Source organism: uncultured Eudoraea sp. (assembly GCF_947258525.1).
GTDB lineage: Bacteria > Bacteroidota > Bacteroidia > Flavobacteriales > Flavobacteriaceae > Eudoraea.
Genome location: NZ_CAMYIP010000207.1, coordinates 1 through 23,364 on the forward strand (window position 1 = coordinate 1; position 23,364 = coordinate 23,364).

The following is a 23,364-nucleotide window of genomic DNA, read 5'->3' on the forward strand; positions in this document are numbered from 1 at the left end:
TAGCAAATTTACAACCGGTACTGCTGGCAGGCACAACGGTTAAAAGGGCTTCTTTGCACAATGCCGATCAAATAGCGAAGCTGGACATTCGTGAAGGAGACACAGTTCATGTAGAAAAAGGAGGCGAGATTATTCCTAAGATTGTAAGTGTTGATTTGTCTAAACGTCCTGCCAATTCCAAACCAACACACTATATCACGAACTGTCCGGAATGTGGAACGGAATTGATTAGAAAAAAGGGGGAGGCACAGCATTTTTGCCCTAATGAAAACGGCTGCCCACCGCAGATAACCGGAAGAATTCAACATTTTATTTCGAGGAAAGCGCTTGATATTGAAGGTTTGGGAAGTGAAACTGTAGAATTACTTCACAAAGAAGGCTTGATAAATAATTATGCAGATTTATACACACTTACCAAAGATCAGTTAATGCCTCTGGAACGAATGGCAGAAAAGTCTGCTGTTAATTTAATTAATGGCGTGGCAGCATCTGTCAATATTCCTTTTGAAAGGGTATTATTTGGGCTTGGCATTCGATATGTTGGAGAAACGGTAGCTAAGAAACTTGCTAAAGCCTATAAAAACATAGATGCATTAATGGCAGCTACAGCAGATGAATTGGTATTGGTGGATGAAATTGGAGAGAGAATCGCAGAGAGCACTGTAAACTTCTTTAGCGAAGAAAAAAACAGGGAAATTATAAACCGACTTAAAGAGTATGGCCTTCAGTTTTCACTAACGGATGAGCAATTAGATGGACAAACTGAAATACTTAAGGGTCAGACTTTTGTGGTTTCCGGGGTATTTGAAAAATTAAGCCGAACAGAATTAAAAAAACATATTGAAGACAACGGGGGTAAAGTCAGCTCTTCAATTTCTTCAAAGACCTCATATGTTGTAGCCGGTGCCAATATGGGTCCAAGCAAAAAAGATAAGGCTGATAAATTAGGCATCCCAATTATTTCAGAAGACGACTTTTTAACAATGATAAAATAAAACCCTCTCTGTAAATAAGAAGAGGGTTTTACTAAGCTATATGTCGGAGAATTAATCGCCGCTCATATTTTTATTATAAACCCAGATTTCGTCCCAGCTATTATCCATTACCTGTTGCATATTGCGAACGAAAGCATCCCAGGAGTCATCTCCATGAACTTTTGAAAAGGTTTTCCTAAACGTAGAATCTTCGTCAAATTCAGCCCAATTTTTATAAAACCCAACAGTGGCAATATGCCGGCCTATAGCAGACCCCTGTCTGAATTCGTTATAATAAACTCCCCATGCATTGTTGCCTTCCATGGCTTTAATTGTTTTGCTAATTATTCCTAACATGGCCTCAGCGTTATGGGAGTGCTCCTGATTAACTTCCCAATATCTGATGAATTGAATGGGATAGAGTGAAGGATCATCCGTTAGCATATCAGTATTTGAAAGCTTAACATCGCCTTTCCAATATTCTCCATGTTCCATTTTCTTTACATAAGCCATGACATTATCTCTCCAGTCTTCATCATGTCCTCCTTCAGCAGGTCTGGAATCGAGGTGTGCATATTTTAATGGCCCCATCATCCAAATAATTTTACCAACATCCGGACCGCTGGAAATATTGTAAACGGTAGACTTATATGCACCTTCCTTATGGTATTTTTGGTTATGTGCCCTCATATTTTCACCGAGAACTTTTAATTTAGTGTTATCCGGTGTTAAGACTATCGTTTCCCACATGGGTGCTTCTGCATCCTGTGCCTTAACCATTGTAAGGGCACCCAAAACGAGTGAAGCAGCTAGTAAAAGAGTAATTGATGTTTTTTTCATGATCATTGTGTTTAATTTTAAGTGATTATATATCCGTTTAAAGAAAAGATTATTTGTTTTTAAATTCAACTAAAAAAGGACCAAGCATGGGAAAATATGTCCGAACGAATCAATTAATTTATCTAAGCTCAAAATGAACATGCCTATTAGCTTTGAAGAATTTTTAAAAACCTGCCAAAATGCGCATCCTTCAGAGGATTGGCCAAAAGGGCTACAGGCACTGTGGTATGATGCAAAAGGCAATTGGAATGCTTCACATGATATTGCCCAGGATATGCCTTCAATTCTTGGTTCTTGGATACATGCTTATCTGCATCGCAAGGAAGGCGATCAATTTAACGCCAATTACTGGTACAGAAGGGCAAACAGAGAATTCCCTGACCTCACTATGGATGAAGAATTAAAGAATTTGGTAGAATACGTTATCAACAATCAATCTCCGAATCGGTCCAAATAATAGATCAACCCAATGACGAATGAATACTACCGCTCAAACAATAGTAATTGTTCATCTTTAACTTCAATACAAACCTTAAATCCGTAGGCAATACCGTAAATTCTTGGTAGAATTAACTCAAGGATTGATTGTTCCTGAACATGATCAACCTTGGTTATAGGATCTGGCATATAAATTAATCCTTTGTATTCTTTATGTCTGAAGTTAAGTTTGACATCAAAAAAATAAAAATTTTCCGGGGGGATATAATTAGACCATGGTATGGCTTTAAAAAAATGTTTCGGGGTTCCAATCTCAAATTGATAAGGGCTAATATCCACATTGATAGTTCCTAAAAAGTAAGAAGACAGATCCAAGCCTCTTTTCTTAAAATAGGGAAGTTGCTGGTACAAGGTACCCCCTGGATATCTTTCATTATCAGATATGCCTGATGCCACCCTATGTCCTTTACATATCAGTCCATTTACCTTCATGACCTCTTCAAAAATAGCACATTAACGAAAATCAAACTGTAATAGAGACCCCTTCAGACTGAATATTTTTTTCAGAATCAAAATAAAAATCAATTCTACCCAGATTTATTCCATAGCAGCCGACCTGATTTACCAAAACGGATTTATCTAAACGGTTTTGCCTGGTAATGGGTTTATCCAAAAATGTATGCGTATGTCCGCCAATTATAAGATCAATACTATCTGTTTTTCCCGCCAGCTTCAGATCACTGGGTCTTTGGGCATCTTCGTAGGAGTAACCCAGATGTGATAAACAAATTACCAAATCACATTTTTCTTCATTTTTTAACAAAACGCTCATATCCTGGGCAATCTCAATTGGATTAAGATACACGGTTTCCTTAAAGAGGTCCTCGCTAACAAGGCCGGCCAGTTTTATTCCCAATCCAAATACGCCAATTTTAATGCCGTCGACTAAAAATGTTTGGTAAGCTTCCACAAATCCATTCATTACCGTATTTGTAAAATCATAATTCGCCGAGAGCAATTTAAACTTAGCAAATGGCAACTGGGCTAAAAGGCCCTCAATTCCATTGTCAAAATCATGATTGCCAATTGTTGCCGCGTCATATTTGAGCATACTCATCAACTTAAATTCCAACTCTCCACCGTAAAAATTAAAATAGGGAGTGCCCTGGAAAATATCACCAGCATCTAATAATAGTGTATTGGGATTTTCCTCTCTTATTTTTTGAATAAGTGTAGCCCTTCTGGCAATGCCCCCCATGTTAGCAAACGAATTATGTTCTTTAGGAAAAGGATCTATATGACTGTGCACATCATTCGTATGAAGTATCGTAATGCATTTAGAATTTTGAAAAGCACAACTACTCAGGCCAAGTCCTCCCATACCTATGTAGGTACTTCCGGCAATTGAATTTGTTAGAAAGTCCCGTCTTTTCATTTCTGTTCCAATTTAATAAAACGGTCGTCCACTTTAGCAGTAAGAGTGTCTACTTTTTTAAAATAATCTATCATTGCGTTTCTGATAAAGTAATTTAATTCAATGGTTTTTAGGCTATCCTTAAAAAATCCCATATTACTACCTCCATCTGCTAAATAATTGGAAGTGGCTACATTATAGGTTCTATTTTCATCAAAAGGCAACCCATTAATATTTACATTTTTAAGGGTTTCGTTTTTGTTCAAAATAATCTGTATGCCCGCTACGGGATGAGGATTTTTTGCATTAATCAGAAAGGAAACCAAATCCCTGACATCCTTGCCTTTCAGAGCAACAACAACTATTGAATTTTCAAATGGCATTACCTCATAAGCCGTTCTTGCGTTTACGTTACCTTCAGATATAATACTTCGAATTCCTCCGTGATTGGAAACTACAAAATCAATTTCTTGCCCGGTTCTTGCTTTAAAAATTGGATTAGCTTCACTAAGCATTATATCAGCCATTAAATTTCCTGCTGAGGTATTGTATTTACCATCATTCTTTGTTATTTGCTTCGGGGCATATGCCAATGTACTATCTAAAACCTCGTTTATACGTTTTCTATAAGGCGCTACGAATAGATCTATTGAATCTGTTGCTTGTATAGAATCTGTTACAGGTATCTGCTCGCCAGATATTTTACTAAGGCGTGTCGGACTATCCTTATTATCTTAGCACAATTGTTGCTTGGATATTAATTACATTTGCCTAAAAGCAAAGTTAAATGTTTTTAAAGGCACTTAAAGATAAATTTAAATACAAATCTGGCTTAAAATATCTGAAGCAGCAAATTGAAAGTCCTCCGGAAGCAGTAGTTCGTAAAAATGGTATTACCTCAATTGCGGTAATTGTGGATCTGGATAAATTTGATAATGCGGAATTGTTCTATGAGTTTGTGGAAGACTTTAAATTAAGGCCTAATGCGGTTAAAATTATTGGCTATAAAAACTACTACGATAAGAATTCTCCTTATGCAACCCCTGTTTTTTCAGATAAGGATCTTGGCTGGAATGGGGACATAGAGAATAGTTATGCTCTGGAGTTTTTAAGCAGGGAATACGATATGTTGGTGAATTATTATACTCAGGAGAATTTAATGCTCCAGTTAATGACTGTGAAGACCAGGGCCAGAATAAATGTAGGCTTTGCGGAAATAGACGAACGACATAATGATCTAATATTAGAGACCCCGTACGAGGACTTTAAAACCTTTAAGAAGGAACTAAAAAAGTACCTTAAAGTTCTGGGTGAGATTGATGTTTGATGTAAATAATTATGAAAAATTTATTAGGAACCGGGGTTGCATTGGTTACTCCTTTTAACCCTGATTTATCAATTGATATTGGTGCCTTAAAGCGCATAGTTAACTTTTGTATTGAAGGAAATGTCGATTATCTTGTTATATTAGGGACCACAGGAGAATCGGCAACACTTACAAGTGCTGAAAAACAAATAGTTATTGATGTTGTAGTTCAGGAAAATGCCGGAAGACTTCCTCTTGTAATAGGCATAGGAGGTAACAATACTAAACTTGTAACTGAGGAAATTCAACAGACAAATCTTAAAGATTTTGTCGCGGTCTTATCCGTATCGCCGTACTACAATAAACCTACACAGGAGGGAATATACCGCCATTATAAAACTTTGGCACAAGCTTCTGAAAAGCCAGTCATTTTGTACAACGTCCCCGGCAGAACAGGAAGCAATATTGAACCGGAAACAGTGCTGAGACTTGCGCGGGATTGTTCCAATATTGTTGGAATTAAAGAGGCTTCAGGGGATATGATTCAGTTGAAAAAACTGATAAACATCTTACCCCCGGATTTTTTGGTGATTTCAGGAGATGATTTTACTGCGTTGCCTACTGTTTTGGAAGGTGGAGTGGGCGTAATTTCTGTTTTGGGTCAAGGTCTGCCTAATGAATTTTCAAGAATGATAAAGCTGGGGTTGCAAGGTGAAGAAAAAGAAGCGTATGCTTTGCATAATTCGATGTTAGGGGGAATGAGATTAAGTTTTCAGGAAGGAAATCCGGCAGGAATAAAATCTGTTTTGCAAGTTCAGGGACTATGTGGACCAACAGTCCGATTGCCATTAGTAGAAGCCTCCCCTAAACTTAAAATACATATAGAAGAATTTTTAAGAACTATTTCAAAAATCAATGCTTAATTTTTGCTAAAAGTTTTGCCCGGAACGGAAATTTGCCTCAAAACTCTGGAACTGAAAAAGCCAAAATTGGGTTAAAACTTTGTCCATATGCCTTTTTATTAGGCTTTCAGGTGCTATCTTAGCACCTGATTAATGTTTTTTATTCCGGTATTTATTCTTAATTTTGCAAAATGTTTTTTAGAAACAAATATCTTTTTTCCCTACTCCTGGTCATAATTACACTTAATTCATGTAGTGAATATCAGAATGTTTTGAAAAAGCCTAATTCTAAGGCGAAATATGAACTTGCTGAAAAACTCTATGATGAAGGGGATTTTAAAAAGGCTAATCGCTTATTGGAACAAATAGCTCCGAGCTATGTAGGCAAACCACAGGGAGAGCGTGTAATGTTCTTTTTTGCCAAGAGTTACTTTGAAATTGAGGATTACAATTTTGCTGGCTATCAGTTTGAACGGTTTTTAAAGTCGTACCCCAAAAGTGATAAGGCCTCAGAAGCTGCATTTCTTGGGGCGAAAAGCTATTATATGCTTTCACCACGATATTCTGTAGACCAGACTGACACCGATAAGGCCCTCACCAAATTGCAGCTATTTATAAATCTTTATCCGGAATCTGAGTATTTTGCAGAGGCTAATATTATGGCAAAGGAGTTAACAACTAAGAAAGAACGAAAATCTTTTGAAGTTGCAAAACAATTTACAAAACTAGGTAAGTCTTACATTTTAGATTACAGTATTTCAGCCATAGCGGCATTAGATAATTTTATTTCAGACAACCCTGGTTCAATATATCGCGAGGAAGCACTTTACCTGAAAATTGAGGCAACTACAAATTTAGCCTTGAACAGCACAGAGAAGCGTAAAAAAGAACGCCTCGAGGATGCAAAAACGGCCTATAACAATTTGTTCAAATACTTCCCGGAAACCAAATACGCCGAAGTAGCTAATGATTTGATTGAAGAAATAGATGAGCAATTAAACAATTATTCCGAACAAGAAAACCTTTCAAAATGAATATGAACGATTTGAAGAATTCCAAAGCCCCGGTTTCAACAGTTACCATCAATAGAAACGAGTTTGATGAGAAGACAAATAATATTTATGAAGCTATATCTGTAACAGCCAAAAGAGCAATTCAGATTAATTCTGAAATCAAAAAGGAACTTTTAGAAAAACTAGAAGAATTTGCAACTTATAGTGATAGCCTTGAGGAGGTATTTGAAAATAAAGAGCAAATTGAAGTTTCAAAATTTTACGAAAAACTTCCCAAACCACATGCTCTGGCTATAATAGAATGGTTGGAAGATAAAATATACTATAGGAATACAGAGAAAGACCAGCAGTAATATGTTGAGCGGCAAGAAAATCCTTTTAGGTATTACCGGAGGTATAGCTGCTTACAAGACCGCTTTTCTGGTTAGATTATTAATTAAAGCAGGCGCTGAAGTTAAGGTTATCTTAACTGAAAGCGCTCTTTCCTTTGTTACCCCCCTTACATTAGCAACCTTATCAAAGAATCCTGTACTTACCAGTTTTATACAGGAAGAAGAAGGGAGTGTGGACTGGAATAACCACGTAGAACTTGGCTTGTGGGCAGATATTATGCTTATTGCTCCCGCCACAGCCAATACGCTGAGTAAAATGGCGAATGGTACTTGCGATAATCTATTATTGGCTACCTATTTCTCAGCTAAATGCCAGGTATTCTTTGCTCCAGCCATGGATCTTGATATGTATAAGCACCCGGCAACAAAAGCTAGCCTTAAAAAATTACAGACTTTTGGTAATATCATGATTCCTGCCGGTGAAGGCGAATTAGCAAGCGGATTATTTGGCGAAGGGCGTATGGCAGAACCGGAAGATATAGTTCAGTTCATGCAGGAATATATTTCCGGCACTTTACCGTTAAAAGGAAAAAAGATATTAATTACAGCCGGACCTACCTATGAAGCAATAGACCCGGTGCGTTTCATTGGTAATCATTCTTCAGGTCTTATGGGTTTTGAATTGGCAAAAGCCGCGGCTAAACTTGGGGGGAAAGTTATTTTGGTTTCTGGACCTTCTCATTTATCGGTAGATAATCCGTCTATAAAAATTGTTAGGGTGATATCTGCTCAGGAAATGTTTCATGCGGTTCATGAATATTATGGAGAGTGCGACATTGCTATAAGCGCTGCTGCCGTATCTGATTACAGACCAGGTAGCGTTTCTGAACAGAAAATAAAGAAAGACTCCGAAACCCTTCAAATTGATTTAGTTAAAAATCAGGATATTCTTTTGTCAATGGGTGATAAAAAGAAGAATCAATATTTGGTAGGTTTTGCCTTGGAGACTGAAAACGAGGTTGAGAATGCAAAAAATAAACTACTCAAAAAGAATTTGGATGCCATTGTTCTTAATTCAATGAATGACAAAGATGCAGGGTTTGGGAAATCGACAAACAAAATAACATTTATAGATAAGAATTTGGAGATAAAAACGTTTGAAGTAAAGAATAAGGCCGAAGTAGCCTTAGACATATTGAACGAAATCATCTACAGGGGTCATGCGTAATTTTTTAATTCTATTTTTTAGCCTTCTTTTTACCAATTATATCAATGCCCAGGAACTTAATTGTGAAATTACGGTTAACGCAGATCAGGTTAATCAGACCAACAGGCAAATATTTGTGACCTTAGAACGGGCTTTGAATGATTTTGTCAATAAAAGCCAATGGACGAATAGGATTTATAAGGAAAATGAGAAAGTTAATGCCAGAATGTTTATTACTGTTACGGACTACGCCTCAGACAGATTTAATGCGAATATTCAGATTCAGTCTTCTCGTCCCGTATTTAATACTTCCTATGAAAGCCCCATTTTTAACTATAAGGACAATGAGTTCAATTTTCGCTACATAGAGTTTCAACCCTTAGTCTATAATCCAAATGTTTTTGAATCTAATTTAGTTGGTGTTATCTCCTATTATGTTTACATAATACTAGGGTTAGATGCCGATACTTTTGCGCTGGAAGGAGGTACGGAATTCTATAAAGAAGCACAACAAATTGTAAACCAGGCTCAGGGATCCAGCTTTTCGGGTTGGAGCCAATCGGCTTCGAATAATAGAACAAGATTTGTATTGGTAGATAATCTGCTGTCAAATACTTTTAGAGAATACAGGATTGCTATGTACAATTATCATCGAAAAGGTTTAGATATATTAGGGGATAACAATAGCACCGGAAAGCAAGTAATTGCAGGTTCCATGCGATTGTTCGAGACTTTAACTCAAAGAAGGCCCAATGCATTCTTAATTCAAACTTTCTTTGACGCCAAATCTGAAGAAATACAAGATATCTTTTCAGATGGGCCTAAAATAGATGTTGTTGCCCTAAAAGCGACGTTAAATAAAGTAGCACCATTTTATTCTTCTACCTGGGACGAAATAACCTATTAATCAGGTACTTTTCATTCCAATAATAATTTATCTTTACAGATCATATGAGTTAGCTGTGCTGATAAATCTTTCTATAAAAAATTATGCATTAATTGATAATCTCAACGTAAACTTCACGAGGGGATTTACAACAATTACAGGTGAAACAGGAGCCGGAAAGTCTATTCTTTTAGGTGGCTTGTCTTTGGTTTTGGGTAAACGCGCAGATTTGTCTTCGCTAAAAGATAAAGAGAGGAAATGTGTGATTGAGGCCGTTTTTGATATCATCAATTATGATTTAAAATCATTTTTTAAAAGACATGATCTGGAGTATGATTCCAATACTGTTATAAGAAGAGAAATACATCCAAGTGGTAAATCCAGGGCATTCGTAAATGACTCTCCTCTTACGCTGGATATATTGACACAACTAGGGAAACGACTTGTTGACATACATTCACAGCACCAGACTTTACAGTTAACTGAGCACGATTTTCAATTAAAGCTTATTGATGCATTTGCTGATAATACAGCTATACTCAATGCCTACGCCAATAAACTAACAAAATACAAAACTGCCTTGCAGGAATTTGAAGAGCTCATTGAATTTCAAAAAAATGCAAATAAAGAACATGACTACAATTCTTTCCTATTAAATGAATTAGATGCAATATATCTTGAAGAAGGACTCCAGGAGAAATTGGAAGATCAGTACCAGCAATTGAATAATGTTGAGACTGTTCTTGAAAATTTATCCAAAGGGGATCAAATACTGGGGGATGAACAAATAGGAATTTTGAGTTTGTTTCAGGAACTTAAGTCTATTTCCGTAAAATTGTCCCGAATTGGAAACAAGTTTACAAATCTCAAGGAGCGAATAGATTCAATTTTTATAGAATTGAAAGACATCGCCGAGGAAATGCAAATTCTTCGCGAATCTGTTGAACCAGATCCCGGAAAACTTGATGAAATCAATACTAAATTGCAAGTATTATATGACCTGCAAAGAAAACATGATGTAACCAATATCTCTCAATTGATTGATATAAGGAAATCACTTGAAAACAGGGTTGGCGCAATACAAAATCTTGAAGAAGAAATTGAAGATAAAAAAAGTTTAATTGAGGGATTAAAAAAAGAACTTGATAAAGATGCCAATGCGCTATCTGTTCGCAGAAGGAAGGTAATTCCCGAAATAAGGAAAAAACTTGAAACTTCTTTGAGCTCGCTGGGATTGGCCAATGCTACCTTCAAAATTGAAATTGTTCCTGCTGAAGAATATAAAACTAATGGCAGGGATACGCTAATATTTCTATTTTCTGCTAATAAGGGATCAGATTACAATACCTTAAAAAAGGTTGCTTCAGGAGGAGAACTCTCCCGTATTATGCTCGTTATAAAATCTATACTTGCACGCTATGAGCAATTACCTACATTAATGTTCGATGAGATAGATAGTGGCGTTTCGGGTGAAATTTCGAACCGAATGGGGGATATTATGCATGAAATGAGCCGGAATATGCAGGTATTTTCAATAACACATCTTCCTCAAATTGCTTCAAAGGGGGATCGTCATTTTAAAGTTTTTAAAACCGATAAAGATGATAGTACTCAAACCCAAATGAAAGAATTACTGGAGGATGAGAGAGTATTTGAGTTGGCCGAAATGCTGGGAGGTAAAAATCTTTCAGATTCTGCACTTGCGCATGCAAGACAACTTTTGAATTAAAAAGCAAATCCTCAATAAGTTTAATTTTTCCCTCTCGTATTGTGTTTCAATTATCCCGTCAGAGCGATTTTGTTTCTACTTTTTTAGATATCTTTGACTTCAAATTAAACCAAAGCACTTTAACATGGCATATAATCTATTAAAAGGTAAGAAGGGAATTATTTTTGGCGCACTTGATGAAAATTCTATTGCATGGAAAACAGCCGAACGCGTTCATGAAGAAGGCGGTACATTCGTTCTGACAAATGCTCCAATTGCCATGCGGATGGGTCAGATTAATGCTCTGGCAGAGAAAACCGGGTCACAAATAATTCCTGCAGATGCCACTAGTGAAACTGATTTGAATGATTTAATTGCCAAATCAATGGAAATCTTGGGAGGAAAACTGGATTTCGTCTTACACTCAATAGGAATGTCGGTTAATGTCCGCAAAGGTCGTTTATATACCGATGAAAAATATGACTTTACAACTAAAGGATGGGATGTTTCTGCACTTTCATTCCATAAGGTTATGCAGAGCCTATATAAAGCTGATGCAATGAATCCTTGGGGAAGTATAGTAGCATTGACATATATGGCTGCCCAACGTACATTTCCGGATTATAATGATATGGCGGATAACAAAGCTTATCTTGAATCTGTTGCCAGGAGCTTTGGTTACTTTTTTGGAAAAGAGAAAAAGGTAAGGGTCAATACAATTTCCCAATCTCCTACACCAACTACGGCAGGACAGGGAGTAAAAGGTTTTGATAGTTTTATTAATTATGCAGAAAAGATGTCCCCATTGGGTAATGCGACGGCTCAGGATTGTGCAGATTACACCGTTTCGCTTTTTTCAGATCTTACAAAAAAAGTTACGATGCAGAATTTGTTTCATGATGGTGGATTTTCAAGTACAGGGGTGAGTCAGGAAGTAATTGAGCATTTTGCCGAATAACAACATTTGAAAAATTAGGAAGCCATCCCAATACAGGATGGTTTTTATGTATACCCTAATTATAATATGAATTTTTCTTTTTCTTTAATAATTCCCGTGTTCAACAGACCTGATGAAATTCGGGAACTTTTGGAGAGTTTGTTGCATCAGTCCTATGATGAACCATATGAAATAGTTATAGTTGAAGATGGCTCTGTTACAACTTCTAAAATGGTTATTGAAGATTATAAAGAAAAATTGAATATTACCTATCTTTTTAAAAAGAACACCGGGCCCGGAGATTCAAGAAATTACGGTATGCATCGTGCCAGCGGGAATTATTTTATAATACTGGATTCAGATTGCATAATTCCGGTCAATTATCTAGAAAGGGTTGCCCAATCCTTAAATACTAAATACGTAGATTGTTTTGGTGGCCCTGATGCCGCTCATGATACATTCTCAAAAGTTCAGAAGGCCATAAATTATGCCATGACTTCAATTTTCACTACCGGAGGTATTAGAGGAAGTAAAAAAACTGTAGATAAATTTCAGCCCAGAAGTTTTAATATGGGGATTTCTAAAAAGGCTTTTCAAGACTCCGGAGGCTTTGGAAATATACACCCGGGAGAGGACCCGGATCTAAGTATGCGCTTATGGGAAAAAGGGTATGAAACGAAATTAATCAGGGAAGCGTTTGTGTACCACAAACGAAGAATTAGCTTTAATAAATTCTTTTTACAGGTTAAAAAGTTTGGCATGGTCCGCCCAATTTTGAATAATTGGCATCCAGGTTCATCCAGATTATTCTATTGGTTTCCTTCACTTTTCTGCATAGGGTTAATATTTTCTATTATTTTACTCTTTATAGGGTGGGGGAGATATCCATGGCTCTTTATACTTTATGCCGCATATTTTGCGTTTATTTTTTTAGATGCCCTAATAAAGAATAAAAACCTTGCAGTTGCTCTTTTAGCTATTATTGCAGTAATGATTCAATTTTTCGGTTATGGATATGGTTTTCTTAAATCAGTAATCTTGGTTAATTTTAGCAAAAGTAAACCGCAGGTAATTTTCCCCGAATTGTTTTTTAAGCAAAATTAATGGAGAAGAATGGAGTTAAAAGGAGTAATGACAAAAGAAAGATAAATATCTTTCTAATCTTTCTTGTATGCTCTTTTCTAGCCTGGCTTGTTAGTAGATTATCTGAAACTTATGTTGACCGGACTACTTTTGACCTGGAGTATATTAATGTTCCGGACAGCCTGCTTTTAGCTGATAATACTATAAAAAATGTTGATGTTAGGCTTAGAGCAAGTGGATTTCAGTTCCTGGGGTTAAATTACAATAGAAAAAATATTAGGATTGACCTGTCTGCTATGACAAATGATCAATCAAATTTTTATATTACCCAACTTGATTTCAGGAAACAGATAGAGAGCCAATTATCTGCCTCTATGACACTTATGGAAATAGACAGGGACACCTTGGTACTAGATTTTTACAAGCTTGAATCAAAAGAAGTACCTGTCTCTCCGAATATTAACTTAAATCCGGCCCAGAATTATCTTGTAGACGGTGAATTGGTCATAGAACCCGAACTAATATTTATAAGAGGTCCGAAAGAGGAGCTAGATCTCGTAAATTCTGTCTCAACCTATGAAGTTGAACTTAATGAAATTAGTGAAGATTTTTCCATAGTAGTTGAACTTGTATTGCCGGAAGAATTAAAGAATTCTGAACTTTCCGAAAAAGAGGTAAGAATCTCTGGTAATGTTTTTCGATTCTCAGAAAAAGTAATAGAAATTCCGGTTGACGTTATTAATCTCCCTGAGGGGACAGAGATAAAAACTTACCCCGGCACACTTGAAGTTCTTTGCAAAGCCAGAATAGATCGATTAAAGGATATTGGTCCTTTAGACTTTAAAATTGTTGCTAATTATCAGGAGCAAAGAGATAAGGATAAAAAACTTCAGGTAACACTTGTAGAGGAACCAGGCGATGTCTATAGTGTTCAGTTGTTAGAGAACGAAGTGGAATTTATCCTAAAACGCCAATGAAGATTATAGGATTAACGGGGGGCATTGGCAGCGGAAAAACAACTGTGGCCAAATTATTTGAAGAGTTAGGTGTACCGGTTTATAACTCAGATCTGAAAGCTAAAAAGTTAATGCAGGACTCTAAAGAGATAAGAAATGCCATTGTTGATCTTTTGGGGGAGGAGTCTTATGCATTGGAAAAGTTAAACAAAAAATATATAGCGGATAAGGTTTTTGGCGACAAAGAATTACTTCAAAAGCTAAATGCCATAGTGCATCCTGCCGTTAGAAAAGACTTCATCAGTTGGGTAAAAAAGAAAAGAACTCCCTATGTGATCCAGGAGGCAGCAATACTTTTTGAAAACAACTCCTATAAGATTTTTGATAAAGTAATACTTGTAAAGGCTACAAAAGAGGCCCGTTTAGAAAGAATATTAGCAAGAGATAATATATCCAGGGAAGAAATTTTAGCTCGAATGGAGAATCAATGGAACGATTCTAAAAAGATTCCCTTAGCTGATTATATAATCGAAAATACGGACCTTGAAGAGACCAAATTACAGGTTGAAAAAATTCACCATCAACTTACTAAATTAGCGGTCTAGGCGCTTTTTTAACATTTTTGTTAAGGTTAGGTTAAACAGGCGATCTGCTAAATGTTAAATTTTTAAATTTACCCTATCGATGAATAAGAGATTATTTGCTATTCTGGTCATTTTAATGAGCCTCTCTCTTATTGGGATTATATCTGTACAATTGTATTGGATAAAAAGTTCTGTCGAGGATAAAGAAGAACAATTTTCAAATACAGTTTCAGAAGTTCTTAATAAGGTAATAGACAAAATTGAAGACCGTGAAATGGGCGACTACTCTGAGAGATTTTTGAATCTCAAGGATAGTGTAGGGGAGTTCAAGAGTTCCCATCTGAGCAACATATTTTTTATTGATAGGGATATAAATTCAAACGAGATTCTCTTCTATTCACATGGAATTTTAGAGGAGGATTATAATATCGCATCTACGTTCTTTGACAATAGCAATGGTAACGATACCACAACAATAAAAAATTACACCAGTAAACGAACAAAAACGGTTTATAAAGAGGATTTTGGACTTGATGGTAAAAGCTATAAACTAAACCCAATTCAAAAATTGGAGAAGGTAGGAGGCTTATCATCGATAGATAAGGCAATTTTTGATGATGTATATCGCGAATACGCTGAAAAAGTTCCAATTCATAAACGGGTTTCAAAACAAGAAATAGAGTTATTGCTGGATCGTGAGTTGGAGAACAGAGGTATGGATATTGATTATGAGTATGGAGTCTATAGCAAGGGATTACCGACCAAATTGAAATCCCAAAGATTTAAATATGGGGGTACAACGGTCTATAAAGCACCATTCTTTAAGAACAGTGAGGGATTGAGTAATTTTACATTCTTATTATCTTTTCCAAAAAAGAAAAAGTTTTTACTACAGACCATTCTCGGAATGGCAGTTTTATCTCTGGTTTTCACGCTTATCATAGTTTTGGCTTATGCAAGTGCAATTTATCAATTAATAAAACAGAAGCAGATTTCTGAAATAAAGTCAGATTTCATAAATAACATGACCCATGAGTTTAAAACACCCATTGCTACAATAAATTTGGCGGTTGAGGCAATTAAAAATCCTAAAATTATTGGAGATCAGGAAAAGGTGCAGCGCTATTTGCAAATGATAAGACAGGAGAACAAAAGAATGCATGCGCAGGTTGAAAATGTACTTAGGATCTCGAAACTAGAAAAAAATCAATTAGATATAAGTAAGGATAGAGTAGATGTGCACGACATTATTAGGAAAGCAATTACTCATGTTCAGCTTATTGTAACCGATAAGGGAGGATATATCAATACACATTTAGACGCTGCCAGATCTGATGTGTTGGCTAATGAAATGCATTTTGGAAATGTAATTGTAAATATTTTGGATAATGCCGTGAAATATTCACCGGAAGCACCAAAAATTGACGTTTTTACGGAGATTGCCAATAATTATATTGTCATTAAAGTACAGGATCAGGGTGCAGGAATGAGCAAAGTTGTGTTAAAAAGAGTTTTTGAAAAATTTTATAGAGAGCACACCGGAGATATACATAATGTTAAAGGACATGGGCTAGGGTTAGCTTATGTAAAAAAAATAGTAGAAGATCACCAAGGGGAAGTTTATGCTGAAAGTGAAAAAGATAAAGGAAGCAGCTTCTACATAAAACTACCATTAATTTAAATAATTATGGAAACAGAAAACAAAAAAATACTTTTAGTAGAAGACGATCCAAACTTTGGAATCGTTTTGAAAGACTACCTATCCATGAACGATTTTGATGTTACTTTGGCAAAAAATGGCATGGAAGGTTTTGAAAAATTTAAAAAGGACAATTATGATGTCTGTATATTAGATGTAATGATGCCTTATAAAGATGGGTTTACCCTGGCAAGGGAAATTCGTGAGAAAAATGAAAACGTTCCAATTGTATTTCTTACGGCCAAGACAATGAAAGAAGACGTTCTTAAAGGTTATAAAGCCGGGGCCGACGATTATTTGAATAAACCTTTTGATTCTGAAGTATTACTTATGAAATTAAGGGCAATTCTTCAGAGAAAGGCTTCCAATACACTGGCTGACAGTAAACAATTTGAATTTAATATTGGAAACTTTCACTTAAACTCTAAGCTAAGATTTCTTAAATACAAGGATGAAGATCCTATAAAATTATCTCCGAAGGAAAATGAGTTATTAAGGTTGCTGGCATTGCATGAGAATGACCTTATGCCCAGAGAGTTGGCGTTGACAAAAATATGGCGTGATGACAATTATTTTACCTCGAGAAGTATGGATGTTTATATTGCCAAATTGCGGAAGTATCTTAAGCGCGATGACGTAGTTGAAATTTTAAATATTCACGGTGAAGGCTTCAGACTTGTGATAAAAAACGAATAAAATATATAAATTAATAGAGAATCAGGCACCGGATAATGGTGCCTTTTTTATTGAGACTTAATTAGTTCCAGGATTCGTTTAACCAATTGCTCAGCTGGAAGATTAATTGATACTTTTATTGAATTATGGGGTATTTCAAGAATTTCAAACTGAGACTTAAGAAGTGCAGCTGGCATAAAATGTCCTTTTCTTTGGCTTAAACGGCTCATTATATCATCAAAAGAACCACTTAGATATATCCATCTTACATTTTCTTGCAGGTTGGCCTCCAATACTCGTCTGTAGGATTCCTTTAATGCAGAACAGCCTATTATTGCCCCTTTTTCAAGCCTACTTTGCGCTAATTCATTTAATCGTAACAACCAATCCATTCGATCATTATCGGTTAATGGTTGGCCTGAGGCCATTTTTTTTACGTTGGTTTCAGAATGATAGTCATCCCCATCAAAAAACGGTATTTTTAGTTCATCAGCCAGTAAACTCCCAATTGTCGATTTACCACAACCGGAAACCCCCATGATAAAATAAATATTAGAGTCTCCCTGCTTCATCTTTCAAATTTATTCTCAAGAGCATAATCTTTTCGATTATCTCATTAATTGGGGTGTATGGTTCTACCCAAACAATATCCTTATTTTTTCTAAACCATGTTAATTGCCTTTTTGCGAAACGTCGTGTATTCTTCTTAATTTCAGAAATAGCAAAATCCAGATCCCAATTGCCATCAAAGAAGTTAAAAAGCTCTGTATAGCCCACAGTTTGCAGCGCATTTAAATGTTTGTGTTTATGTAACGACCTGGCTTCTTCTTCAAGTCCGTTTTCAATCATGCTATCCACCCTTTTATTTATTTTATCATATAGTATACTTCTTTCTGCGAAAAGGCCAATCATAATTGTACTGAACGGCCTGGGAAGTTTTCGTTTGTTAATAAAGGAAGAGTAGGCCTTACCCGTGCCATGGCATATTTCCAGAGCACGTATGATTCTATGTGGATTTTGAATATCTACTTTTTTGTAATATTCCGGGTCGAGTTCTTTAAGTTGCTTTTGCAAAACTTCGATTCCTTGCTGTTTAAGAATGGAATTTAAATTAGTTCGTATTTCCCTGTCAACCTCAGGGAAAGTATCTAAACCTTTGACAACTGCATCAATATATAACCCACTGCCGCCGACCATAACAACATTATCATGTTTCTTAAATAGATTCTCGAGAATTTTAAGGGCATCCTTTTCAAAATCTCCCACATTATATGGTTGGTGAATGCTCTTATGTTGAATAAAATGATGCGGTATGGATTCTAATTCATGCCTGGAAGGAACCGCGGTACCTATTGACATTTCCTTGTAAAATTGTCTGGAGTCTGAAGAGATAATCTCTGTTTTGAAATGTGTTGCCAGGTCGATAGCTAATTTTGTTTTACCAATAGCAGTTGGCCCTATTACCGTAATAAGCACCTTCTTCATTATAGCTTACTTCCACAATTAAAGCAATGATTTGCCTCAGGTGTATGTCCTTCGCTTGAACAATTTTCACAGATTATTTTTTCTTCAGCAGAATCCTTTTTCTGTCCTTTGGCAAATTCAACGGTTACAATTCCGGTTGGAACTGCAATAATACCATAACCAATAATCATTATTAAGGTAGCGATAAACTGCCCTAATCCGGTTTCAGGTGAGATATCACCATAGCCTACTGTTGTCAGAGTTACAATGGTCCAATATACACTATGGGGTATACTATTAAAGCCATGTTCCGGACCTTCTATCAAATACATAATTGTTCCGAGTATTACAGAAACAACTAGTACAAAGAATACAAAAATGAAAATTTTGGTTCTGCTGGCTCTTAAGGCTCTTAACAAATTATTAGACTCTCCAACATAACGCACTAATTTTAGAATCCTGAAAACCCTAAGAAGTCTTAATGCCCTGAAAGCAGTAATATACTGTGACCCTCCTATAAAAAAGGATAAATATTTTGGGATAGTAGAAAGAAGATCGACGACACCAAAAAAACTAAAAATATACTTTGTTGGCTTTTTTATACATATAAGACGTAGGATGTACTCCAGCGTAAATAAAATAGTGACTGTCCATTCCGAAATATTGAGAAAAGAATGATATTTCGCATCTATTCTTGGAACGCTCTCCAGCATAACGATAATAACACTATAAACGATTACTATAAGCAGAACTATATCAAATAGCTTACCTGCCGGCGTATGAGTGCCATAAATTATTTCGTGAAGTTTATATTTCCAGCCTTTTTTTGGTGTAAATTCTGGCTCTATCTCTGTATCTGTCACTGGTGGTTTTTCAATTCAATGATCTCAAGTACTTTTTTCTCTCTTAGGTACGATTCAATAATTTTTCTGGTGTACCGCGAGTTATTCATCGGGGTAATAATTGATTCTAAGATATGAATATTATTAATTTGATAGTTCAGGTTATAGAAACCTAATCCACTAAATTCTCCTTTTTTGATAAGTATAGCACTGCGCTCGCCGATTTCCCTTCCTTTGTCGACAATTATTAAATTATCGGATAGTATATCATAGCCATTAATTTGTACCTGATGTTTTTTATTTGAGACCTTAATTTGTTTGCCCTTAATATTGAATTTGGGTTTATTTTTAATTAGTTCTTCATTTTCTTTTAACAGTGCTACCAATTCACTGCCGGTCTTTTCATAGGTAACCTTTTTGGTTTCTTTCTGAATTTGCCTTGCCAGGTCTCCACTCTTTAAAAAGTGACGGTTAACTCGTTTTTTGATATTGTTACTTTTTCCAAGAAAAATAATTTCACCATCTTTATTATGCATATAATAAACCCCGACTTCGGTTGGCATGCTGGCCACAATATCTAACTGTCTTTGGGTGAGCTCACCCAAAGATTCTTCTCTCACAATTTCTTTTATAATTGCCTTATCTGTGTCTTTAGTAAGTAAAAGTTTAAATAATTTTAAGGTAGCCAGCGCATCTCCGTTAGCTCTATGGCGGTCACTAACAGGAATGCCCAAAGAACGAACCAGTTTTCCCAAACTATGTGATTTCGCATCAGGGATCAACTTTTTAGACAAATCCACTGTGCAAAGTGTTTTCCTCTCAAAATCAAATCCTAATCTTCGAAATTCTGTTCGCAAGATTCTGTAATCAAATTGGGCATTGTGAGCCACAAGGACAGTATCTTTAGTTATTTCAACAATACGTTTCGCTACTTCATGAAACTTAGGAGCTGTATGCAACATTTTATTATTAATTCCCGTGAGATTAACAACAAAGGGTTGAATTTCCTTTTCCGGATTTACCAGGCTAATGAATTTATCCACAACTTCATGTCCGTCAAATTTATGAATGGCAATTTCAGTTATCCCTTCCTCATTATATTTACCTCCTGTGGTTTCTATGTCAAGTATAGCGTACATTTAATATTTTAAAAATTGCTGTTTACTTACATTTAAATTAGTTGTTTCTAACACCAAAGATACTACTTCCTATGCGTACCATCGTACTGCCTTCTTCAATAGCAATTTTATAATCTCCGCTCATACCCATTGATAGTACATTTGCTCCCGGAATTTTGTTTTTTAATTTTAAATAGATTGAATTTAAATATGAAAATTCTTTACGGATTTGTTCCTTATCTTCGGTAAAAGTGGCCATACCCATCAATCCCTTCACGGATACATTTTTGAGTTTTTCAAACTCCTCCGAATCTATTAATTCAAATAACTCTGCTTCATTAAGACCGAATTTTGTTTGTTCCTGAGCGATGTGAATCTGAAGCAGGCAATTAATATTACGATCATTTTTTAATCCTTGTTTGTTTATCTCTTTCAGCAGTTTTAAGCTATCTACACTATGAATCAATGAGATAAACTCACCTATGTATTTTACCTTATTGCTTTGCATATGTCCTACCATATGCCATTCAATATCTTTCGGTAATTCATTCCATTTAGGAACCAATTCCTGAATTTTGTTTTCGCCAAAAATACGCTGCCCCCCTTCATAGGCTTCCAAAATTTCCGCATTGGTTTTGGTTTTGGATACCGCAACAAGGCTTATATCTTTGGGAAGATCATCAAGAATTCTTAGAAGGTTATTTTTTATGGACACTTATTTTTATTTGAAATTAGTAAATAATTTACGATCAAGGCCGAAGTTAGGATTATTTCATATCTGAGAATGGTGGTTGTACTTCGGTATGCTCATTAAGTTTCAGTTGAACCTAAATCATAGATAGCGAGCGCACTTCTGAGTTTTGGTTCAATATAGGTGCTCTTAGGGGGCATTACCAAACCAGCGTCGGCAATTGCCTTTATCTCATCAACGTTTAAAGGAACCAGCCCAAAACCCACTGCAAAGTTCCCGCTATCAATTTCATCTTTCATTTTAAGGACATTACGTTTGCCATGGCCATATTGAATCCGTTTATCGTTTCTTAGATCTTTTATTTCAAGTATTGGTTCCAGAATGGTCTTATATAATATCTGAGTATCTAATTTATTCAGGGCATCAGAAAGTTTATAAACTTTTTTTCTTAGGTATAGCGAATAGAATGAGCCATTGAGGTACATGCTGAAATGATGCTTTTTACCAGGTCTATATAGTTGATTTCCATGATTTTTAATTCTATAAAACTTATCGAGTTTTACAAGAAACTCTTCTGGTGTAAGCCCGTTCAGATCGCGTACCATTCTGTTAAATTCAAAGATTTTAATCTCCGACTCCGGAATTAAATAACTCATTATAAAATTATAAGGTTCCCGGCCAGTATGATCCGGATTTTTCTTTTGTTCTATACGAGAAAGTAGATTGGAAGAAGCGCTTCTATGATGCCCATCAGCAATATATAAGGAATTTACTTTACCAAATTCCATTTGTAATTGTTTTATCGTACTTTCTTTTGATAATTTCCAAAGTGTATGTGTGACACTGTCTGGTGTTGTAAAATGACATTCCGGAATATTTTTTATCTCGGAAGCAATAACGGAAGCTATTTCACTAGAATCCGGATAAATCATTAAAATTGGTTCTGCTTTAAACTTTACGACATGGAGATAATTTGCAAATAACTTTTCTCTTCGCTCAATTGTGTTTTCGTGTTTTTTAATTACCGAATTTCTGTAATCCTCGGTACTGGTTGCACATATGATTCCACAGCAATTAAAGTTATTTTTTTCAATACGATATATATAAAAGCTTTCCTCATTGTCCTTTAAAAGAATTTGGTCTTCCAAAAACTCTAAATATCGGTTATGGACAAGTTTAAAGCGCTCCATACCTGAGACTGCTTTATTAAATCGATATCCCGGATTTAATATATGTAAAAAGGAAAATGGGTTATAATTTAAGACACAGTCTAATTCTTTCTTAGAATATTCTTCATAAGAACGTGAAGCAACAAATGGGACTTTATCCTTTGCAGGCCGTATTGCTTTAAATGGTTGAATAACTGCCATAGGCTTATTGTGCAAATTGTGCGGCCACTTTTTCTGCCCTGCGCGATTCTGAATAGTCGTAAAAACCTTCCCCCGATTTAACTCCTGTTTTGCCTGCCATTACCATATTTACAAGAAGTGGACATGGGGCGTATTTTGGGTTTTTAAACCCATTGTACATAACATTCAGGATTGAAAGGCATACATCGAGTCCAATGAAATCTGCTAATTGTAAGGGTCCCATCGGATGTGCCATACCTAATTTCATTACCGTATCTATTTCCGAAACACCTGCTACGTTATTGTAAAGAGTTTCAATAGCTTCATTAATCATGGGCATTAAGATCCTGTTGGCTACAAACCCCGGATAATCATTTACTTCAGTGGGTATTTTACCTAATTTTTCGGAAATTTCCATCACGGTTTTAGTAACTCCGTCACTTGTGCTATACCCTCTGATAATCTCCACTAATTTCATTATAGGAACCGGGTTCATAAAGTGCATTCCTATTACCTTGTCCGGTCTTTTTGTCACCGACGCAATTTGGGTTATTGAAATTGAAGACGTATTGGTAGCGAGAATCGTATTTTCTTTGCTATGGGTATCCAGTTCCTTAAAAATGGACAATTTTAATTCCACATTTTCAGTTGCCGCTTCAATCACCAATTCTACTTTACTAACCCCTTCCTTAATTGAAGTATAACAAGTAATGTTTTCCAGTGTTTTGGTCTTATCATCTTCCGTAATGACATTTTTTACCAACATCCTGTCCAGATTTTTAGATATCGTTGAAGTTCCTTTCTCCAGTACTTCCTTAGAGATGTCAATCAAATGTACTTTAAAACCATTTTGTGCAAACACATGGGCAATTCCGTTACCCATTGTACCTGCTCCTATTACTGCAATTGTTGTTATCATTTTAAGCTAATTGATCTGTAAGAATTA

General features: G+C 35.8%; 26 protein-coding genes. 15 read left to right on the forward strand and 11 right to left on the reverse strand.

Annotation, left to right across the window (positions count from 1 at the left end; genetic code table 11):
• Positions 1 to 995: NAD-dependent DNA ligase LigA (gene ligA / locus Q0X89_RS15810; protein ID WP_297695940.1), on the forward strand; the 995-nt coding region annotated here is incomplete at its 5' end.
• A gap of 51 nt (positions 996 to 1,046) precedes the next feature.
• Here the strand turns inward: ligA and Q0X89_RS15815 are convergent.
• The gene (locus tag Q0X89_RS15815; RefSeq protein WP_297695942.1) at positions 1,047 to 1,814 is read right to left on the reverse strand and encodes a hypothetical protein; all 768 of its coding nucleotides are present in this window, start codon (positions 1,812 to 1,814) and stop codon (positions 1,047 to 1,049) included.
• A gap of 133 nt (positions 1,815 to 1,947) precedes the next feature.
• On the opposite strand from Q0X89_RS15815, the gene Q0X89_RS15820 reads away from it, so the two are divergent.
• Complete coding sequence (locus Q0X89_RS15820; protein WP_297695944.1) at positions 1,948 to 2,271, forward strand: hypothetical protein; 324 nt, start codon at positions 1,948 to 1,950, stop codon at positions 2,269 to 2,271.
• A gap of 26 nt (positions 2,272 to 2,297) precedes the next feature.
• Here Q0X89_RS15820 and Q0X89_RS15825 read toward each other — a convergent pair whose 3' ends face one another.
• The 3 genes from Q0X89_RS15825 to Q0X89_RS15835 all read right to left on the reverse strand — a co-directional run bounded on the left by Q0X89_RS15825 (position 2,298) and on the right by Q0X89_RS15835 (position 4,259).
• Complete coding sequence (locus Q0X89_RS15825; RefSeq protein WP_297695946.1) at positions 2,298 to 2,708, reverse strand: hypothetical protein; 411 nt, start codon at positions 2,706 to 2,708, stop codon at positions 2,298 to 2,300.
• A gap of 67 nt (positions 2,709 to 2,775) precedes the next feature.
• Positions 2,776 to 3,687, reverse strand: a complete 912-nt coding sequence (locus Q0X89_RS15830) for a bifunctional UDP-sugar hydrolase/5'-nucleotidase (RefSeq protein ID WP_297695948.1) — start codon at positions 3,685 to 3,687, stop codon at positions 2,776 to 2,778.
• Positions 3,684 to 4,259 carry a 5'-nucleotidase C-terminal domain-containing protein gene (locus tag Q0X89_RS15835; protein ID WP_297695950.1) on the reverse strand — a complete coding sequence of 192 codons (576 nt, stop codon included), beginning with the start codon at positions 4,257 to 4,259 and terminating at the stop codon, positions 3,684 to 3,686. Before Q0X89_RS15835 ends, Q0X89_RS15830 begins: the two co-directional genes overlap by 4 nt.
• Positions 4,260 to 4,453: 194 nt before the next feature.
• Between Q0X89_RS15835 and Q0X89_RS15840 the strand changes: the two genes are divergently transcribed.
• The 13 genes from Q0X89_RS15840 to Q0X89_RS15900 all read left to right on the forward strand — a co-directional run bounded on the left by Q0X89_RS15840 (position 4,454) and on the right by Q0X89_RS15900 (position 16,975).
• Positions 4,454 to 4,993 carry a hypothetical protein gene (locus Q0X89_RS15840; RefSeq protein ID WP_297695952.1) on the forward strand — a complete coding sequence of 180 codons (540 nt, stop codon included), beginning with the start codon at positions 4,454 to 4,456 and terminating at the stop codon, positions 4,991 to 4,993.
• An 11-nt stretch (positions 4,994 to 5,004) separates the two neighbouring features.
• Positions 5,005 to 5,895, forward strand: coding sequence for a 4-hydroxy-tetrahydrodipicolinate synthase (gene dapA / locus Q0X89_RS15845; protein WP_297695954.1), 891 nt, complete (start codon positions 5,005 to 5,007; stop codon positions 5,893 to 5,895).
• 170 nt (positions 5,896 to 6,065) lie between these two features.
• Positions 6,066 to 6,908, forward strand: coding sequence for an outer membrane protein assembly factor BamD (locus Q0X89_RS15850; RefSeq protein ID WP_297695956.1), 843 nt, complete (start codon positions 6,066 to 6,068; stop codon positions 6,906 to 6,908).
• A gap of 2 nt (positions 6,909 to 6,910) precedes the next feature.
• The gene (locus Q0X89_RS15855; protein WP_297696014.1) at positions 6,911 to 7,240 is read left to right on the forward strand and encodes a DNA-directed RNA polymerase subunit omega; all 330 of its coding nucleotides are present in this window, start codon (positions 6,911 to 6,913) and stop codon (positions 7,238 to 7,240) included.
• A gap of 1 nt (position 7,241) precedes the next feature.
• Positions 7,242 to 8,447: a bifunctional phosphopantothenoylcysteine decarboxylase/phosphopantothenate--cysteine ligase CoaBC gene (coaBC, locus tag Q0X89_RS15860; RefSeq protein WP_297695959.1), complete on the forward strand. Its 1,206-nt coding sequence runs from the start codon at positions 7,242 to 7,244 to the stop codon at positions 8,445 to 8,447.
• The gene (locus tag Q0X89_RS15865) at positions 8,440 to 9,333 is read left to right on the forward strand and encodes a DUF4835 family protein (RefSeq protein ID WP_297695961.1); all 894 of its coding nucleotides are present in this window, start codon (positions 8,440 to 8,442) and stop codon (positions 9,331 to 9,333) included. Before coaBC ends, Q0X89_RS15865 begins: the two co-directional genes overlap by 8 nt.
• Before the next feature lie 55 nt (positions 9,334 to 9,388).
• Positions 9,389 to 11,041, forward strand: a complete 1,653-nt coding sequence (gene recN / locus Q0X89_RS15870; RefSeq protein WP_297695963.1) for a DNA repair protein RecN — start codon at positions 9,389 to 9,391, stop codon at positions 11,039 to 11,041.
• A 124-nt stretch (positions 11,042 to 11,165) separates the two neighbouring features.
• Positions 11,166 to 11,978, forward strand: a complete 813-nt coding sequence (locus Q0X89_RS15875) for an SDR family oxidoreductase (RefSeq protein WP_297695965.1) — start codon at positions 11,166 to 11,168, stop codon at positions 11,976 to 11,978.
• Positions 11,979 to 12,044: 66 nt separating this feature from the next.
• Positions 12,045 to 13,061 (forward strand): glycosyltransferase, encoded by a 1,017-nt coding sequence (locus Q0X89_RS15880; RefSeq protein WP_297695967.1) that lies wholly within the window; start codon positions 12,045 to 12,047, stop codon positions 13,059 to 13,061.
• A complete protein-coding gene (locus tag Q0X89_RS15885) occupies positions 13,061 to 14,017 on the forward strand; it encodes a YbbR-like domain-containing protein (protein ID WP_297695969.1) in 957 nt (318 codons plus the stop codon). The genes Q0X89_RS15880 and Q0X89_RS15885 overlap by 1 nt, the downstream gene beginning before the upstream one ends.
• Entirely contained in the window at positions 14,014 to 14,601 is a 588-nt protein-coding gene (gene coaE / locus Q0X89_RS15890) for a dephospho-CoA kinase (RefSeq protein WP_297695971.1), read from the forward strand. Before Q0X89_RS15885 ends, coaE begins: the two co-directional genes overlap by 4 nt.
• A gap of 79 nt (positions 14,602 to 14,680) precedes the next feature.
• Complete coding sequence (locus tag Q0X89_RS15895) at positions 14,681 to 16,261, forward strand: HAMP domain-containing sensor histidine kinase (protein WP_297695973.1); 1,581 nt, start codon at positions 14,681 to 14,683, stop codon at positions 16,259 to 16,261.
• A gap of 6 nt (positions 16,262 to 16,267) precedes the next feature.
• Positions 16,268 to 16,975, forward strand: coding sequence for a response regulator transcription factor (locus Q0X89_RS15900; RefSeq protein WP_297695975.1), 708 nt, complete (start codon positions 16,268 to 16,270; stop codon positions 16,973 to 16,975).
• 47 nt (positions 16,976 to 17,022) lie between these two features.
• Here Q0X89_RS15900 and Q0X89_RS15905 read toward each other — a convergent pair whose 3' ends face one another.
• The 7 genes from Q0X89_RS15905 to Q0X89_RS15935 all read right to left on the reverse strand — a co-directional run bounded on the left by Q0X89_RS15905 (position 17,023) and on the right by Q0X89_RS15935 (position 23,334).
• Positions 17,023 to 17,526 (reverse strand): gluconokinase, encoded by a 504-nt coding sequence (locus Q0X89_RS15905; protein ID WP_297695977.1) that lies wholly within the window; start codon positions 17,524 to 17,526, stop codon positions 17,023 to 17,025.
• Entirely contained in the window at positions 17,507 to 18,439 is a 933-nt protein-coding gene (gene miaA / locus Q0X89_RS15910) for a tRNA (adenosine(37)-N6)-dimethylallyltransferase MiaA (protein WP_297695979.1), read from the reverse strand. The genes Q0X89_RS15905 and miaA overlap by 20 nt, the downstream gene beginning before the upstream one ends.
• Positions 18,439 to 19,281, reverse strand: a complete 843-nt coding sequence (locus tag Q0X89_RS15915) for an ion transporter (protein ID WP_297695981.1) — start codon at positions 19,279 to 19,281, stop codon at positions 18,439 to 18,441. Before Q0X89_RS15915 ends, miaA begins: the two co-directional genes overlap by 1 nt.
• Positions 19,278 to 20,399 carry an exonuclease domain-containing protein gene (locus tag Q0X89_RS15920; protein WP_297695983.1) on the reverse strand — a complete coding sequence of 374 codons (1,122 nt, stop codon included), beginning with the start codon at positions 20,397 to 20,399 and terminating at the stop codon, positions 19,278 to 19,280. Before Q0X89_RS15920 ends, Q0X89_RS15915 begins: the two co-directional genes overlap by 4 nt.
• Before the next feature lie 37 nt (positions 20,400 to 20,436).
• Positions 20,437 to 21,093 (reverse strand): YggS family pyridoxal phosphate-dependent enzyme, encoded by a 657-nt coding sequence (locus tag Q0X89_RS15925; protein ID WP_297695985.1) that lies wholly within the window; start codon positions 21,091 to 21,093, stop codon positions 20,437 to 20,439.
• A gap of 95 nt (positions 21,094 to 21,188) precedes the next feature.
• Positions 21,189 to 22,439 carry a DUF1015 domain-containing protein gene (locus Q0X89_RS15930; RefSeq protein ID WP_297695986.1) on the reverse strand — a complete coding sequence of 417 codons (1,251 nt, stop codon included), beginning with the start codon at positions 22,437 to 22,439 and terminating at the stop codon, positions 21,189 to 21,191.
• A 4-nt stretch (positions 22,440 to 22,443) separates the two neighbouring features.
• Positions 22,444 to 23,334 (reverse strand): 3-hydroxyacyl-CoA dehydrogenase NAD-binding domain-containing protein, encoded by an 891-nt coding sequence (locus Q0X89_RS15935; RefSeq protein ID WP_297696017.1) that lies wholly within the window; start codon positions 23,332 to 23,334, stop codon positions 22,444 to 22,446.
• Positions 23,335 to 23,364: the final 30 nt, after the last annotated feature.